Source organism: Pantoea sp. USHLN256 (genome assembly GCF_037149875.1).
In the GTDB taxonomy this organism is placed as follows: domain Bacteria; phylum Pseudomonadota; class Gammaproteobacteria; order Enterobacterales; family Enterobacteriaceae; genus Pantoea; species Pantoea nemavictus.
Genome location: NZ_JBBCQO010000015.1, coordinates 51,660 through 66,338, shown reverse-complemented (window position 1 = coordinate 66,338; position 14,679 = coordinate 51,660). Strand labels below are relative to the sequence as shown.

Annotated in this window: 14 protein-coding genes; 3 read left to right on the top strand and 11 right to left on the bottom strand. The window is 51.9% G+C overall.

All coding sequences use genetic code 11. The features are described from left to right. Positions 1 to 26 precede the first annotated feature (26 nt). From WFL93_RS22540 to dnaB-PI, 8 genes are all read right to left on the bottom strand, one after another. The gene (locus WFL93_RS22540; protein WP_049852767.1) at positions 27 to 2,093 is read right to left on the bottom strand and encodes a DNA topoisomerase III; all 2,067 of its coding nucleotides are present in this window, start codon (positions 2,091 to 2,093) and stop codon (positions 27 to 29) included. Positions 2,094 to 2,107: 14 nt separating this feature from the next. After that, positions 2,108 to 2,662, bottom strand: coding sequence for a hypothetical protein (locus WFL93_RS22535; RefSeq protein WP_049852766.1), 555 nt, complete (start codon positions 2,660 to 2,662; stop codon positions 2,108 to 2,110). A 10-nt stretch (positions 2,663 to 2,672) separates the two neighbouring features. Continuing rightward, positions 2,673 to 3,386 carry a PFL_4669 family integrating conjugative element protein gene (locus WFL93_RS22530; protein ID WP_049852765.1) on the bottom strand — a complete coding sequence of 238 codons (714 nt, stop codon included), beginning with the start codon at positions 3,384 to 3,386 and terminating at the stop codon, positions 2,673 to 2,675. A 218-nt stretch (positions 3,387 to 3,604) separates the two neighbouring features. Next, the gene (locus WFL93_RS22525) at positions 3,605 to 4,795 is read right to left on the bottom strand and encodes an STY4528 family pathogenicity island replication protein (protein WP_049852764.1); all 1,191 of its coding nucleotides are present in this window, start codon (positions 4,793 to 4,795) and stop codon (positions 3,605 to 3,607) included. A gap of 77 nt (positions 4,796 to 4,872) precedes the next feature. Next, on the bottom strand, positions 4,873 to 5,121 hold the full coding sequence (locus tag WFL93_RS22520; RefSeq protein ID WP_049852763.1) for a ParE family toxin-like protein: 249 nt from the start codon (positions 5,119 to 5,121) through the stop codon (positions 4,873 to 4,875). A 45-nt stretch (positions 5,122 to 5,166) separates the two neighbouring features. After that, positions 5,167 to 5,751: a DUF2857 domain-containing protein gene (locus tag WFL93_RS22515; RefSeq protein WP_049852762.1), complete on the bottom strand. Its 585-nt coding sequence runs from the start codon at positions 5,749 to 5,751 to the stop codon at positions 5,167 to 5,169. 3 nt (positions 5,752 to 5,754) lie between these two features. Then, on the bottom strand, positions 5,755 to 7,311 hold the full coding sequence (locus WFL93_RS22510; RefSeq protein WP_049852761.1) for a ParB family protein: 1,557 nt from the start codon (positions 7,309 to 7,311) through the stop codon (positions 5,755 to 5,757). Beyond that, on the bottom strand, positions 7,308 to 8,696 hold the full coding sequence (gene dnaB-PI / locus WFL93_RS22505; protein ID WP_336779069.1) for an SPI-7-type island replicative DNA helicase: 1,389 nt from the start codon (positions 8,694 to 8,696) through the stop codon (positions 7,308 to 7,310). The genes WFL93_RS22510 and dnaB-PI overlap by 4 nt, the downstream gene beginning before the upstream one ends. Positions 8,697 to 9,285: 589 nt before the next feature. On the opposite strand from dnaB-PI, the gene WFL93_RS22500 reads away from it, so the two are divergent. The 3 genes from WFL93_RS22500 to WFL93_RS22490 are packed head-to-tail and all read left to right on the top strand — an operon-like array spanning position 9,286 to position 10,699. Further along, the gene (locus WFL93_RS22500) at positions 9,286 to 9,861 is read left to right on the top strand and encodes a hypothetical protein (protein WP_007885455.1); all 576 of its coding nucleotides are present in this window, start codon (positions 9,286 to 9,288) and stop codon (positions 9,859 to 9,861) included. Beyond that, entirely contained in the window at positions 9,843 to 10,313 is a 471-nt protein-coding gene (locus WFL93_RS22495) for a hypothetical protein (RefSeq protein ID WP_049852759.1), read from the top strand. Before WFL93_RS22500 ends, WFL93_RS22495 begins: the two co-directional genes overlap by 19 nt. Next, positions 10,313 to 10,699: an acyl-CoA thioesterase gene (locus WFL93_RS22490; protein WP_049852758.1), complete on the top strand. Its 387-nt coding sequence runs from the start codon at positions 10,313 to 10,315 to the stop codon at positions 10,697 to 10,699. Before WFL93_RS22495 ends, WFL93_RS22490 begins: the two co-directional genes overlap by 1 nt. Before the next feature lie 32 nt (positions 10,700 to 10,731). Here WFL93_RS22490 and WFL93_RS22485 read toward each other — a convergent pair whose 3' ends face one another. The 3 genes from WFL93_RS22485 to WFL93_RS22475 all read right to left on the bottom strand — a co-directional run bounded on the left by WFL93_RS22485 (position 10,732) and on the right by WFL93_RS22475 (position 14,675). Then, complete coding sequence (locus tag WFL93_RS22485) at positions 10,732 to 12,372, bottom strand: TraI domain-containing protein (protein WP_049852757.1); 1,641 nt, start codon at positions 12,370 to 12,372, stop codon at positions 10,732 to 10,734. After that, positions 12,362 to 13,879 (bottom strand): UvrD-helicase domain-containing protein, encoded by a 1,518-nt coding sequence (locus WFL93_RS22480; RefSeq protein ID WP_049852756.1) that lies wholly within the window; start codon positions 13,877 to 13,879, stop codon positions 12,362 to 12,364. Before WFL93_RS22480 ends, WFL93_RS22485 begins: the two co-directional genes overlap by 11 nt. Before the next feature lie 115 nt (positions 13,880 to 13,994). Next, on the bottom strand, positions 13,995 to 14,675 hold the full coding sequence (locus WFL93_RS22475) for an N-6 DNA methylase (protein ID WP_049852755.1): 681 nt from the start codon (positions 14,673 to 14,675) through the stop codon (positions 13,995 to 13,997). Positions 14,676 to 14,679: the final 4 nt, after the last annotated feature.

Sequence of the window (14,679 nt, the reverse complement as noted above, 5' to 3'; positions counted from 1 at the left end):
TATTTTTAAGCCAAATTTCACGACTGTCAACCTTTCTGGCTCTGCAGATTTAGGGTAGCCGGCGCAGAAGCCGGACTTTTCCGGCCTTTACCAGTGCCCCGGCTTTTCCCCGCAGCCTGGCGTCGGGTTTTACGGTTTGTCTCACCAACAATTCCCTTACAGTCCGGGTACTTCACACAGCCCCAGAATTTACCTTCCTTACTCTTACGCTGATGGGTCTTTCCGCCACACAGCGGGCAGACAGGGCCGACTGGAACCGTGACCTTAAAGGCAGTGTCCCGCCCTTTTTCGACCAGATGCCGGGTCCACTGGCTTTGCTTTTGCATAAAATCACTGAGCCCGCTTTTTCCCTGGGCAATGTCATCCAGCGCCTGCTCCCACAGGGCCGTCATGCCCGGACTGGTCAGCGTCTCTGGCAAAGCAGCGATCAGCTCCCGCGCCATCTGCGTGGCAATGATGAATTTCCCTTTTTTCTCCAGGAAGCCCCGTTTAAACAGCGTTTCCAGCACGCCGCTGCGCGTTGCTTCCGTACCGAGTCCCGCGTTATCGCGGAGCACCTTCCTGAGCTGGGGATCCGTGACCAGGCTGGCGGCGTTTTTCATGGCGGCAATAAGCGTTCCTTCCGTGTGGTGCGGCGGCGCTTTTGTCACATTATCTTTGACGTCTGCACCGGTGACGCTGCAGACATTGCCCTGTTCCAGCACGGGCAGCTGCGCGGCAGATTCCTTATCACCCTCTTCCTCTTCAGCCAGCTCCCCTCTGAACAGGGATTTCCACCCGGCATGAACCATCACGCGACCGCGCGTGCGGAAAAGCTGATTACCGATATTGAAGGTGGCATCCGTCACATCGGATTCCTGCAGCGGCATAAACTGAGCCAGATAGTGCAGGCGGATAAGAGAGTAGACTTTGAGCTCTTTTGCGTTCAGCTTTGCTATGTCGAATGGCTGTCGCGTCGGAATAATGGCGTGGTGCGCAGTAATTTTCTTGTCGTTCCAGACGCGCGAGGTAAATGCGGTATCAAGTCGGGAAAGCTCGCTGCCGATAGCCGGATCAGAATGCTGTACAGCCTGGAGAACGTCACTGACCTCTTCCCGCATCGATACTGGCAGATAACCGCAGTCTGTTCGCGGATAGGTCGTCGCTTTGTGCGTTTCATACAGCGACTGGGCTATAGACAGCACCTCATTAGCGCCGAAACCCCATTTCCTGTTGCAGGCTTCCTGAAGATCGCCGAGGGAAAAACAGAGTGGTGCCGGCGTTTTAGCCCGCTTTTTCTCAACGGAAATCACGCTGCCGTTCCCGGTTTTAAGGCAGAGCTGCTGAACGGCCTGTGCAATCTGCTGATTTACGCACCGCTTTTCATCATCACAGTATTGCTCCGCAGCAACCCATTCAGCCTCAAAACGGATACTGTCTTTTTCAAGCTGCGCTCTGACTTTCCACCAGGGCTTTGGTGTGAAGCCGGCAATTTCAAGATCCCGGTTAACCACTATAGCGAGCGTGGGCGTCTGCACCCTGCCCACGGAAAACACCTCCGAAAACCCGGCTTCACCGGCCTTAAGGGTATAAAGCCGCGTCAGGTTCATCCCGATAAGCCAGTCCGCCCGCGAGCGGCCAATACCTGCCTGATACAGTTTTTCGGTCTTGTCGCCTGAGAGCATTTCACTGAGAGCTTTTTTGATGCTGGCCTCATCCAGCGCGGAAAGCCACAGCCGGCGCACGGCACCGGTGTAATTGCAGTAATCCATCAGCTCACGCGCGATCACCTCACCTTCGCGATCGGCATCGGTTGCGATGACTACCTCACTGGCCTGTTTCAGCAGTTTTTTGATAACGCCAAACTGATCTGAAGTGTCTTTCTTGACGGTCATCTGCCAGCGGTCCGGGATGATCGGCAGCACCTCAGTGCGCCACGGGCGACCAAACTGCTCGCCATAGGTTTCGGGCGTGGCCGTTTCCAGCAGATGGCCTATTGCCCACGTGACTGTAATATTACCGCCGGTAATACACCCCTGGCCGCGCTGGCTGACGCCCAGCACGCGGGCAATATCTTTGGCCTGAGAGGGTTTTTCACATAGATAAAGCTGCATGCCGGCCTCCAGTTTTAGCGTGCCTGACCAGAAGCAACCTGACGGACCTGAGACATAACGTTGTTGAAAGCGCTGCCGGTAAGGTGCGATGCCACGGGTGATTTGTATGTCACATATACCCGCGTTCCGGAACCGTTCTTTTCAAGCTCGATATCCATATGGTCGTTGTCACCCACGTCGCTGCCCATGCGATAGGAGCTCCCCGGAACGGCTTCCCAAACTGGATGAGCGTCCTCGATGGCAGCGGCACTCCAGCGGCTATTACGATCTCTGGAACGAATACGTTCAATTTCATCAGCACTCACATAGCCGTAGTGGCGCTTTAATCGCGCGGCTGCCGTATCGATATCTACCGGCACGCTGAACTGTTTACTGGCACTTTCCCCGCCAGATCCAGATGCTTTTGTCAGTACCGGCATACCGTTGCCGGAATCCATGGAATCAGAATCACTGTCGCGCAGGGTTTTACTGATACTGAAAGCGGTATCGCTGATATTTTTATTGATGCTGGCAAAGTCAGTGCCGGCACAGCCGCTGAGAAGGGCGCAGATAACGCCCGAAGTCATCATCCGGTTCAAATTAATTGTCCTCTGAGGTAACGGCAGAAAGTGGAGAGAATGAAGAACGTTTTTTGCCTGACATAACGGCAGGATCGGGTTCACCCAGACGCTCTATGGCAGCCAGACCCCGCGCCGTTTTATGGCGGATATCCTCGTATGTCACCGGCACGGTCCGGTAGTTCTGAATCAACCCATAGACGACACGTATCGCTTTACTCCCTTTTTCGAGGAAATCATCGCGCTGTGAACGGGAGATCAGACCGTAATGGAATGCCCGGAAGGCTTTCAGCGCCAGCTGGTCGTAATGTACTAACAGCCAGACACAGCGATAGCCCAGAGGTGATCGACTAAACACATCGAGGTTCAGCGGCTCGGAAGATGTCACTTCAGATATAGTGATACCTGCCGGAATGGCGGCTGTAATGATTTCTATCTTTTTGACTTGCTCTTCCACCTTCTCAGTCGCCAGCTTAATGGCCTCTTCAAGATTGACCAGCAACGCATCACCATAGGGGTTGCCGGCCGCTGCATCACGCCCGGCGAACCCTGCCCGCGAAATCGCCTCCGGCATCCCCAGAATTTTGGGGCGTTTTTCAGCCTTTGATTTCTCATCTGATCGATTGCGCCCTTCCCAGAGCCTGATTGCATAATGCGAATGCAGCTCGACAGTCAGCGTGGATACTAATCCGCCAGATCGCCGGGGCGCTGTTTGAGGGGTTGTCTGTTCGGCCATAGCTGTCTCCTGATTGGCAAAGGCTTTCTTAAGTTAAGTGGCGATCCTCATTCCTGAGAGGACCGTAAACAATTCGAAACCAGATATTCGAAAAGTAAAATTTGTTCGCTGCCTGCGACGCTTTATTAATGACCTCTGTTGCACGGTGCAGCACTACTCACTTTTTAACCTCTGTTGCACCGTGCAACACTGCTCGCTTTTGTGACTCCGCTGGCTGCCTAATCATTTCTCTGAGCTCCAACAGACATTCGAAGACTCTGAACGATTACTCTTACGCGCTCTTCACTGCACGTCTGTCGGCTATCAGGGCGGGAAGGCTTAAAAGGGCGCAGTTCAGGGCGCGGTGACGGGCTCATGTGATCAGGTACTTTTCGTACGTTTTCTGCAGGATAAAGCTCCCCCTGTCGGGCCCTTTTAAGCACCGTCAGCAACCAGCCAAGCGGGTTTTGCAGGCTGCCTTCACGCTGTGCACGAATAACATTCGACAACACCAGGGCAGATCGCTCAGGCGACAGCGCCTGCAGCTGGCGATTAACCATGTCCCGGTCTGCTGGTTTCAGCAGTGAAGCGAAGTCATCTGGCAGGCAAACCGAACCGGTTACGTATGTTTTATCTGTATTATTAGTAAAACTACGTACGTAACTGTTCGGATTCCGAACCCGGCTGTCATTTTCGGTACTCTCACTGTGTTCGGAATCCGAACCGGGCTGCGGATCATGCTTTTTTAAGCTGAGTTCGGAATCCGAACCCGGCGAGCGGACTTTCTGCCCGGGTGCGACACGGCGGATCAATTCTTCAGGACTTTGGGCTGAGCCCAGACGGGCCTCAATCATCTGGAGATGACTGCGATGATGGAGCATTGTGGGATCAAGCCGGATTTCACTGATGATTGTTTTTGCCGTGGCGCTGACGGTCCGGTTACTGCTCAGGCAGGCTTCAGCCACCGTTTTAAGCCAGTGCGGGTCGAACATTTCTGCATCAGCAAATGACAAAGGCTCATCATGCTGCGCATAAATATTCCCTCTTACCCTTCCCTTTTCATCTCTGACGCGTTTGCAGAGGCTGATCCAGCCCGTGATGCGTAACATCAGAAGTATCCGGCTAATGGTCTCTTTTGATGCCCTGCCTTTACCCGGCGTTGCCAGCTGCAGCTGCAATTCTTCATAAGAGGGAAAAACGGCACCGTCGTTGCCCAAAGCGTGTAAGCGGATAATTATCCAGCCCATTTTATCAAGCGGGGATAGACGCTGATCAAGAAGCAGCCGGCGCGGCATGGAATCGTGTATGTTACCCGTGAACAACAGACCGCCACGAACAAAGCTGTTCTGTTCTTCCGGTAAACGTGCCGTCAGCCGATCAGTTAATTTTGTGACTGCCTGATGGATAAGGCTGTCATCCGGTAATGTCATACTTCACCTTCTGAATACAAAAAAAATGCTGAGCAATGTGCCGCTAAAGGCTCATCGCTCAGCATTCTGACTACGCTTCAGTTACGCATAGCCGTGTTATAGCGCTCATGGTTCATCATCTCCCAGGTGCGCCCTTCATCACGGCTGAGCAGTCGCCAGAACGGACCGAGATCAATCTTGTAATAGCCCGTCCGGTTTTCATTCAGGCGCTTATAGTTACGCTCTCCGTGCCAGAATCGTTGAACCGCGCTGACCGCTTTTTTAGACAGTGACGCCGGAACAGTCGTCGGGGCTTTCAGGCCCGGTATGATCTCTTTAAATCGCATCCTGCCCCCATCTGATTACAGTGAACGCACTCCGTCGGTTAAAACTCATGCTCTTCTCCGCGTGGCCGCTGTCAGATTTTCACTCTCCCACTTGAGAACAGTGTTCCAGACTGCAGTGAGAGAAATATCCATTTGTTCAGCGGCAAGCAGCATCAAATCCAGCCCCTCATCCGTTTCGCTTCGAAGTGCTTTATTGTCATTGGCCGCCCAGATTTCCCACAACTCCGTACTCTGTTCATCGCTAAGAACGCTTCCACGACCTGCACGAACTTTTATGCCGGCTATCCTGCGACGCGCTGCAACGTCATTACTCATCAGCCCGAAAAAATGCTCCATGAGTTTGATTGAGCCGCCTAAAGCAAGCGCCCGGTCAATACGCTGTTTTCGCGTTTGCTCAAGTCTTGCCTGCATGACCAGCCGGGCAAGGTTGTCCTGGTTTATGGCAAACGTCAGCACGGATACTTCGCTGTTGATAATGTAATGAATGTCTTCCACGGTCATGTCCCTGAGCATGGCAATGTCGTCAGAATTCAGGCCCATTTTGTCGCAGCGGCGTATAAAGCCGTTTTTCAGCTCCATGACCAGATCGAGCAGGAAACCGTTAGCGGCGCGAGAGAGGTTGGTGTTCATCGTTTACCCTTCATTGACAGTAACAACAGGCGCAGCATTTAAACGCTGCAGTTCGCGGAGGCGACGAAGGATCCTGATAAGTCGGAAGAGGGTCAGGGTCTGCTCGTCATTAAATAGCGGTGAAACTGATTCGAATGACCCGATCAGCAAAACAGTCAAAAGATTCCCGTCTCCGGCATAATGAGATGCGCCGGTAAGCGAGGCCAGAAAGATGGCCACATCAGATGCTTCACTGGCAGAAACCATCCGAAAACCTGGTGAAGTTTCACTGTCACAGGCTGGTTCAAGATCATCGCCACAACCATGGGCGCTGGCAATTTCCCAACACAGGCGCCACGAGAGGTTCTGAAGATGGTCGATGTCGTCCTGGAGAGCATTAACGTGCCACAGTGAGTCTGTTATGGCGTGTTCATGTGGATTAGCAACTTCAGCCGTGTCTTTTACGAGGGGTGGCTGAATATCTGGTTGAGCACAGGAAGAAGCTGGGATGACGCGGGGTTGTTCACCAGGATCCAGACAACCGTTTCGCTTCTCGGCGCGTACCTCCTGGTTAACTGGATTTTGAGAATCGGGTGCAGTGTCTTCAAAGTTCTGGTCAGGCTCAGACTGCTGCAGTTCAGTCCCGATTGGAATTTCATGGCCAACTTTCAGTAATTCGGCTTCCTGCACATTTTCGTCCTCAGTAGCGACCGAGAAGTCTTTGTCTGGATCACTAACTTCAGGTTTAGAGCTGCCTTTTAATTCAAGCAGCCAGCCATCGTAGTTGAGATCTTCGCAGGGAAACGCTTGCGTGAGATCGCCGATTAACTCATCCCTGAACATCTCAAGAGACCACAGCTCTGGATCGTCAAATTTGCTGCAGCACATGCCAAATACCGGGGTAAAATCTGTATCAGTTTCAATAAAATTTTCTGCCTGATACTTTTCCCAGACTGATTCAGCGCTTTTACGAAGCTTGAGCAGATGCCGAAGTTCCTGCCCGCCAAAACCCGAGCGCAGAAGTTCAGGCATCCACGGATAAAGATGTCTGACGACATCTTCCATACGACAGACGCTGGAATAATGGACGGGAAGCCCGTTATCAGTCAGAGCAGTCGCCAGCTCCCGCAGCGATACTTTTTTTCCTCTCTCTTGTTCAAGCAACTGCCTGGCATCCTGTACCGAGAGGGCTTTATCAATGAACGTCAGCTGTCCGTGCGTTTCATTTTCTGCCAGGTGCCCCGTCAGGCACTGAAAGCGGCCAGCCCAGGGTTTCACCATGCAGGTCATCCGGTAAAAACGCGGATCTCCGGTTTCGTTCCACAGTTCACGCATAATGGCATAACGGGTGTTCCCGCCATCGCTGAAGGTCCATATTCCTTCTGGAAGACGCGGATCGCGGGTGACAAGTGGTACGGATTCGAGACCACGTGCGCGAATAGACGACTTGATGTCATCAAAACGTGGGTTTCGCGTTTTTCGTGGATTATCGGGATTCGTACACAACTGATCCAATGTGAACACATGGGCGATGTTTTCTCGGTCTGGCAATGAGCTTAAAACCTGCTGATCCTTCTTCACTGTGCTGGCCTCCGGAAGTCATAACCTAGGTCATATCCTCCTTCAGGATATTCACTGAAGAGAGTAAATTTGCCGTCAAACTGCGTTTTGATAGTGCCGGTCGGCCCCTGCCGCTGTTTACTGATAATGATTTCGGCCTGACCGGGATGTGCCGTATCAGCTTGATAAACCTCATCGCGATAAATAAACGCAATCAGATCGGCATCCTGTTCGAGTGCACCTGAATCACGAAGATCGCCATTATTGGGCCGCTTATCCGCGCGTTGCTCAACCTGGCGGTTGAGCTGTGACAGGGCAAGGACGGGGCACCCCAGTTCTTTACCCAGCGCTTTAAGAGAGCGGGATATCTCAGCGATTTCCTGAGTGCGGTTTTCCATGTCCGGACAGCGCATCAGCTGAAGATAATCCACCATGATGAGAGAGGGTTTGCCGTATTTGCGGACGTATCTGCGGGCGCGGGTACGAAGGGTAGCAGGTGTCTGATTGCTGTTATCATCAATTATTAGCCGTTGCCGCCAGTCCGCTATTTCCTGTGCACCCATGCTTATCCTGCCCCAGTCTTCGTCACTGAGATTGCCGCTGCGCAGGCTGTTAAGCTCTACCCTGCTGCGCATCGACAGCATCCGCATGGTCAACTGGTCGGTGGGCATTTCAATGCTGAAGATGATTACGTTCTCGTCCGGTCGGTTCAGCAAAGCACCGATGCCCCAACTGAGTGCCAGGGAGGTTTTACCCATGGAGGGACGCGCGGCGAGTATGATTAAATCACCGGGCTGCAGTCCACATGTCATAAAATCAAACTCAGCCATCCCGGTCGGCGTGCCCGTAATTCCGTTGTCTGCGGCAGTGGCCACTTCCAGCTTGCTCAGCAGCTGATCCAGCGCCTGCATGATTTCCGTTTCGCACTCGTTTGCATGCTGTCCCTGCTCACTCAACCGGAAAAGCGCATCTTCTGCGTGGGCGGCAACACTAAGGGAATCCAGTCTGCTACTGCCAATATCTGCCAGAAGAGAGTTACCAATGATTTGTAGTTGTCTGAGCCGGCTCTTTTCGAGAACAATTCCGGCATAGGAGAGAATATTTGCCGCCGAAGGGGTGTTTTTGCTGAGTTCGGCCAGATAAGCAAAGCCGCCAGCCGTTTCGAGCCGGCCTTCGCTTTCCAGCGTTTCACTGAGGGTGATAAGGTCAAAAGGCTGTAATCGGGACGACAGCCCACTCATGGCACGAAAAATCGCCCGATGGGCGCCAACGAAGAAATCGTCTCCGGTAAGCAGGATATTGATATCGTCCCATCGTTCATTATCGAGCATCAACGCACCCAACACGCACTGCTCTGCATCGGTATGGTAAGGAATACTTTCTGTTACTAATGGTTTTTCAGGCATGAGATGATCCCTCCACAAATAAACGTGGATTAGCATTCGTTTGAAGAATGAGGTGCTAGATGTTAACTGATTGAGCCGCTAACTCTTCTGTATAGATGTCCAAATAGCGATCAATAAGACCCTGTACAATTTTTGATGCGCTCACCACCCGGCCTGAAGACTGAGTGAGCCTGACGGCACAGCTTTCAGTTTTCATACGTCTGACTGGACCTATGTAAACGATTGGTGCAGGGTTCTGGGCATCAGTTACTGAGGGCATAGTCTCTCCGGCTTAAGTCAAAGTGTGGATTTCTTCTTAACTCAAATTATTACTTTCAGGCCCCACTGTTCTGGCGCCCTCATTTATCCCGAATGCTCAGCAGCAACACTCATCATGCAAGTAGCGGAAACTTGACCTGACTTGTGAAAACCATGCCAGCGCTGATGAAAGAGTATGAAATTCTTTAACGTTTTATTTATAAAGTCTTTAAATATTACCATTACTTAAGACTTTCGTGCAAATATTTCCCATTTATTGGTATTTATTCCCACAACAAACACTAAGTTTTCCTTTAGAATCATGTGTATTGATTTCGCTTAAGGCGTACGCATGCTTGACACAATTGAGAAGAGGCTGAAATGTTGCCGCGCGGCAACCGGAACGTCGCCTCAGGAAGTGGTGAACTACGTTCAGCAGAAGAATACTGACCTCTCCTACACGACTTATACCCGCTGGGAGTCTGGCGGTACCGTACCGCCGCGACGCATTGATGTGATCAATCTGATTGCAGGCTTTTTCAGCGAGAGCGGTCTGAAGGTTGAAGGTGACTGGATCATGACGGGTGCGGGATTTCCGCCTCAGTTCACTGAATACACCCAACTCGATGAAGATACCCTTTTCATACTGGCCAGCCGCCAGATACCCGACGTTGAACTCATACAGGTCGGCGGTACCTACGGCGAGCCTTATATAAGTTTCGGAGAGTTCTGTATTGTATCCAATGAGCGAACTCTGGACCCTAATAACAACAAGCTATGCCATGTAAGGCACAAAAACGGCTTGGTAATTGGGGTGGTCAAAATAGTTGACGAGGATAATGTCACTATTGAAGGTGTAAAAAGCACGGCCATTAAGAAAGAAGATATTCTCGAGTGCCGGAGAGTGAAGTGGATTCAAAAGAGGTAAAGCTAAATTTTCATCGCTGCAGCACAGAGGTTATAAACTTCCTGAACAAGCTGGAAAAAACGACCTATATATCCACGTTGCTAATTGAAAAAAACACTATCTCAGCCCATCAGAGCAATGGTTATGCGGACTGGGATAACAAGTTTTATTACGATGGGAAATACAAAGACAGCCTTCTCATTAAAATTGGTATTGAGCTGACAAAAATCAAAAAAGGGGACGTCAGTACAGTGGTCTGGGATGACGCTCTCCGCAATGACAAAAATAATGTTATTGATGAACAACGTCGGCAACACAACATTTATCACGGCATCAGCTTTATCTATGGAATTGAAAATGAGTTGAGTATGGCACTCAACATCTGTACCGGGGCTGACACCTCGCAAAAGGAATTTGAAAATCTGATACTGCCAATGCGGTTTGCACTGCTGAACTATTTTAAGGACTTATGATGTTTACCAAAACCTATTCCGTAGACGAAAAGCACGTTGATTTTCAGGGTGTTGTGGATGGACTGTACTATCCCTTCTACATGGAGTGGACGCGCCACGCGTTTATGAAAGAAGAACTGGGGCTGGATCTCGAACAGGAGTTCGCTGAAGGACGCCTTCACATGATCCTGGAATACACGATGCGCTTTAAAAAGAGCCTGCAGAAAGGGGATGAAATGCAGGTAACATGCGCCCTCCAGGCAAACGAGAAGCGCAGTCGCGTCAATTTTGTTCAGCAAATACTGGTTAACGATGTAGTGTACTCAGAAGCGGTATTTACCGCTACGTGCATCACTAACGGCAGGCCTAGTGTTCCTGATGCAGTGAAGAATGCTATTCCAGCCTGAATTGCCTGAGGGAACCCTGTCGGGTTCCCTCATTAGTTTTCAATCAGAATGTATCGGCTGTCTTTAACCTTATCCTTTCCTGCCTCATAAAATAAAGCGAGACGGACTAAATATCCACTCCGCTTCTGATATTTACCTTCCAGACCTTCAGCTTCATATATGCGCACCCTGAAAAAACGTTTATCGTTGCGCATATGCAATACGCCGTTCTTTTCAAATGACGCCTGCACAGCCCTGCGATCATTATCAATGCCTGTTGCTTCAATGAATTTGAAGGGCAAACCCGGTAGAGAAATAAACATAAACCCGCTCACTGCATGAAGAAGGCTGTTTTTCTCATTTACGCTAAGCGTATTATTATTAACTGAATCCTTAAGCCATAATAAGAATTGCTCTCCGAGATTATTTACATCACTGCTTTCAGGTGCAGAGAGAATAACGGGGTTTTCCAACGAAACTTTTACGTTATTAGCTTGCTCCAGCATTGAATCAATGACAGGCAATGTCTCCTGCGGCTTTGCATCGGGCATAAGTTCCAGGCTTTCATCCGGGACTGCGATTATCTGTTCATTAATTTCCTCAACAGGCAAACAGTCATCTGAAGTAGCCGTATCTGATTTTTCCAGCTGTTCGTCCACACCGGTGTCCGCCGGTTCAGCTGCAGCAAACATGCTGAGAAGGACGGCCGTATCATCATCAGCCGCTTTTGTAGCCTCTGGCTGCCCAGTTACTTCGCCGCTGTTTTCTGAAAGTGCCAAGAGCAAAGACCCTGTTTCGTCATCCGCAGTTAACGGGTGTTCTGCGTTCACTGGAGCGAGACCGGAGGCCAGCTCCGCCGAACTTTCAGATTTGATACCGGCGAGTGCAGAGGCAGAACTGATGATATCGCCAGGGCAAGCCGTCGCCGGCAGCTGCGGCTCAGGTATCGGCATCGCAGCGGCCAATGCAGGCGAAGAACTGGCGGGCGAACCGCTGATGCTTCGCGCTTTGTCGAGAATCTCTTTGATAAGCGGCATGGCCGCCCCATCCCCGCCAGCCAGCGAAGCCATTACCCGCAAGGCCAGGCGATCGCCGCAGAGCCAGGTGAGCCCGTCATTAGGTAACAGCCTGGCGGCCATCATTGCTGCCGTACTGGAGTCGGCTACATTACTTATGCGAAATCGATAGGGCGCGCGCGGCGCTAACATACCGGGGATCCAGAATTGTCCGTCCAGCACCTCCCCCTCAATCCGGGTTAGCTGCGTCAGATGTGCGGTAAGTGCTGACCAGAAAACAACCGCATTCCAGAGCGTGTTTTTAGCGGCCTGCTCTTCGGGTACCGCGCCCGGAGGAAACATATGCCCTTTTGCCAGCCTGACGCTGCAGGCAGTAAATTTCAGGGTGAGATCTATGTATCCGCCCTCTTTACTCCATTCGCCTTCAGCGCTGGCCGGCACGTTTTGTACGTACTCAGCGAGTCTTTGCAGTGGTGCGAGGTAAAGCCGGTTATAAACTTCTTCCGGCAAAGACGTGTTATCCCAGATTTGCCTGAGAAGAAGCTTACGGTGCGGGAAGGAGAACAGATCTGCGGCTGACTGTGGCGCGAAATATCCCGACGGAATCTTACCGCCAGCTTGTGCTGGTTTATCTGCGGTTTTCCCCCCGGATATTATGGTCATGAGCTTACTGAACATTCTGACTTCCTGATAATTCGGTTTCATCACTGATATGAATCGCAGCGTCTGCGCTCACAGATTCCGTTTCACCCGGTGCTTCAGATTCATCGCTTAGCACATCGAGGCTGCCGGTAACGATACATACCAGCTCATTTGGCACCAGAATTTTGCGCGCACGCGTCACCGATACGTATAGAAGATTCAGCTCATCTTCTTTTTCGCGCGGGTTAAGAAGGGGATCGGTAATATCAACAAAATCGTCGTTAATTTTGACCGTGATCCACTCAAGCCCTTTACTGCGGTGCGCCGTCACGACCGTCACATCAGCATCGCTTTCGCGCGTCACCGCCTGCTTTTTTAACACGGCCAGCAGCATTGGCAGTGGAAAGTACATGTCCAGCAATCGTACACCCTGCCCCATTTCCGGATCTTTTGTGGCTTTGGCAATGGTTCGGTATTCTTCAAAGTCACGATAATCACGCGTCAGCTGCGGCGACTGAATGCGATCGGGCATATCGACCGAAAGCCAGTACAAATCTTCCAGTTCACCAATGCGGTAGCCCTCCATGCCGCCGACCCAGTACACCTTTTTACCCGTCAGGCTCTCCACCAGGGCAGAGCCAATTACGCCCGCTACCGTCCGGCTGATAACGCAGCAGTGTGCGGTTCCGGCGGGCAGTTCGGGTACTACCTGGTCCTCACCGCCAAGGCCGCAAATCCGGCGGGTTTCCCCCGCCTCGGCAAGCAGGGTATTAGCAACGTCTGCGACCGCCGGACCAAACCGGAAGCTGTTCGTCAGCCACAGCCTGTCTGCAGTCTCAAGCTGCGGGGAAACGAGAGCGTTTTCCGCCCCCCTGAAGCGATATATCTGCTGATAACGATCGCCGACAAGGATGATGCGACAGGGCTGACTGAGAACAAACTGACTGGTCACCGGATTCGCATCCTGCGCTTCATCGAAAAGGATCACGTTCCATTTCTTATTCAGCTCCGGCACTGACAGCTGATAAAGTTTAAGATAGGTGTCATGCGTCACCGGAAAATGTGAATCTATCCGGGTCATTTCTTGCCATATGACCTGTGCAGCTCCGAGTATTTTGCCCGCGTCCAGTCCGCCCCGATCGTTCTCATCGGGCAGATGCAGAAATGAGATTTCTCCGTCGGCGCTGTACAGAAAGGTGTTAAGCGTGTTCAGCGCAGTCCGTGCCAGCAGCCAGTGACGGGTGTTGAGCAGCCGCGCAATATCCGTTACGCGAAGAGACGTGGTTAGCCGCGCCTGGAAGTGCCGCCCGAACGTCGGCCATGCCAGTTGATGAAACGTTCTGCACTCGACGTTAAAAGGAAAACGACGCTCAGACTCCTCCCTGATCGCGCGATTGTAGGCGAGATAAAGCATCCGCTCCGTGGGGTTTGCCAGTGCGTAGGCTTCAAGCGTGGACGTTTTGCCCGTACCGGCAAATGCCGTAACGACAAGTTTCCTGCCTTTCCAGGCGATGATCTGTGCCTGCTCCTGCGTGGGTTGCATGTAATCAGTACCTCCGTCAGCGTCAAGCCATGAACCATGCCCTGTCGGGGAGGCGGTATCCACCGCAAACTCTATACTGACCCGCAAAAAAAACGCCTCCGGATAGGCGTTATGGTCAGGCTGCGCGTTGCTCTGCGCTGCCGAGTTTTGCTGCCCACCTGGCGGTGTAGTGCAGCGGGGTGTAAAGCGTGCGACGCCGCTCAAGCGTCAGCGCGTTTCCGGTCACAACCTCTGCCGCAATGCCGCAGAGCGAGAGCTGTATATAGGACATACTGGCGGCCAGCGGATCTACGTCCGTCACCGACACCCACAGCTGTTCTGAGACCGTGTAACCGCGCTGAGCAAACTCTTCAGCGAAGGCGATGACCATGCAACCTGCACCGCTCGCCGGCTCCTGCAGGGTAATGAAGTCTTTTCCCTGCATCAGCGCATCGATGCCGGAAAGCTGCACTGATGCCATCATTCGCGATACGTCCCACGGCGTGAAAAACTGGCCGCGATACTTATCTCCCAGCTCAAGCTCCATAAAAACGCTGCCGAGAAAATCACAACGTTCCTGATCGAGCGCCATCACGACGTGACCCAGTAACTCAGCCATCCGGGTGACGTCTTCCTTCTCGTAGCCGGCAATTATGCTCAGATACTGCTTTTCCAGCTCTGCATCGTGCGCAACGCCGTTGTGCAGCGCAATGGCCGCGCAGCTGACGAAGTCCTCAAACACCTTGTGCCGGTGATGATAACGGGCCGTGGTGTTGAAAATCTTCAGGAATGCGCTGCGATGGTTGATAAAAGTCATGCGT

Coding starts and splice junctions, on each gene's coding strand:
- dnaB-PI (WP_336779069.1), bottom strand. CDS start 8,696: ATGCCTGAAAAACCATTAGTAACAGAAAGTATTCCTTACCATACCGAT.
- WFL93_RS22500 (WP_007885455.1), top strand. CDS start 9,286: ATGCTTGACACAATTGAGAAGAGGCTGAAATGTTGCCGCGCGGCAACC.
- WFL93_RS22530 (WP_049852765.1), bottom strand. CDS start 3,386: ATGGCCGAACAGACAACCCCTCAAACAGCGCCCCGGCGATCTGGCGGA.
- WFL93_RS22520 (WP_049852763.1), bottom strand. CDS start 5,121: ATGCGATTTAAAGAGATCATACCGGGCCTGAAAGCCCCGACGACTGTT.
- WFL93_RS22480 (WP_049852756.1), bottom strand. CDS start 13,879: ATGCAACCCACGCAGGAGCAGGCACAGATCATCGCCTGGAAAGGCAGG.
- WFL93_RS22540 (WP_049852767.1), bottom strand. CDS start 2,093: ATGCAGCTTTATCTATGTGAAAAACCCTCTCAGGCCAAAGATATTGCC.
- WFL93_RS22485 (WP_049852757.1), bottom strand. CDS start 12,372: ATGTTCAGTAAGCTCATGACCATAATATCCGGGGGGAAAACCGCAGAT.
- WFL93_RS22490 (WP_049852758.1), top strand. CDS start 10,313: ATGTTTACCAAAACCTATTCCGTAGACGAAAAGCACGTTGATTTTCAG.
- WFL93_RS22525 (WP_049852764.1), bottom strand. CDS start 4,795: ATGACATTACCGGATGACAGCCTTATCCATCAGGCAGTCACAAAATTA.
- WFL93_RS22475 (WP_049852755.1), bottom strand. CDS start 14,675: ATGACTTTTATCAACCATCGCAGCGCATTCCTGAAGATTTTCAACACC.
- WFL93_RS22515 (WP_049852762.1), bottom strand. CDS start 5,751: ATGAACACCAACCTCTCTCGCGCCGCTAACGGTTTCCTGCTCGATCTG.
- WFL93_RS22535 (WP_049852766.1), bottom strand. CDS start 2,662: ATGATGACTTCGGGCGTTATCTGCGCCCTTCTCAGCGGCTGTGCCGGC.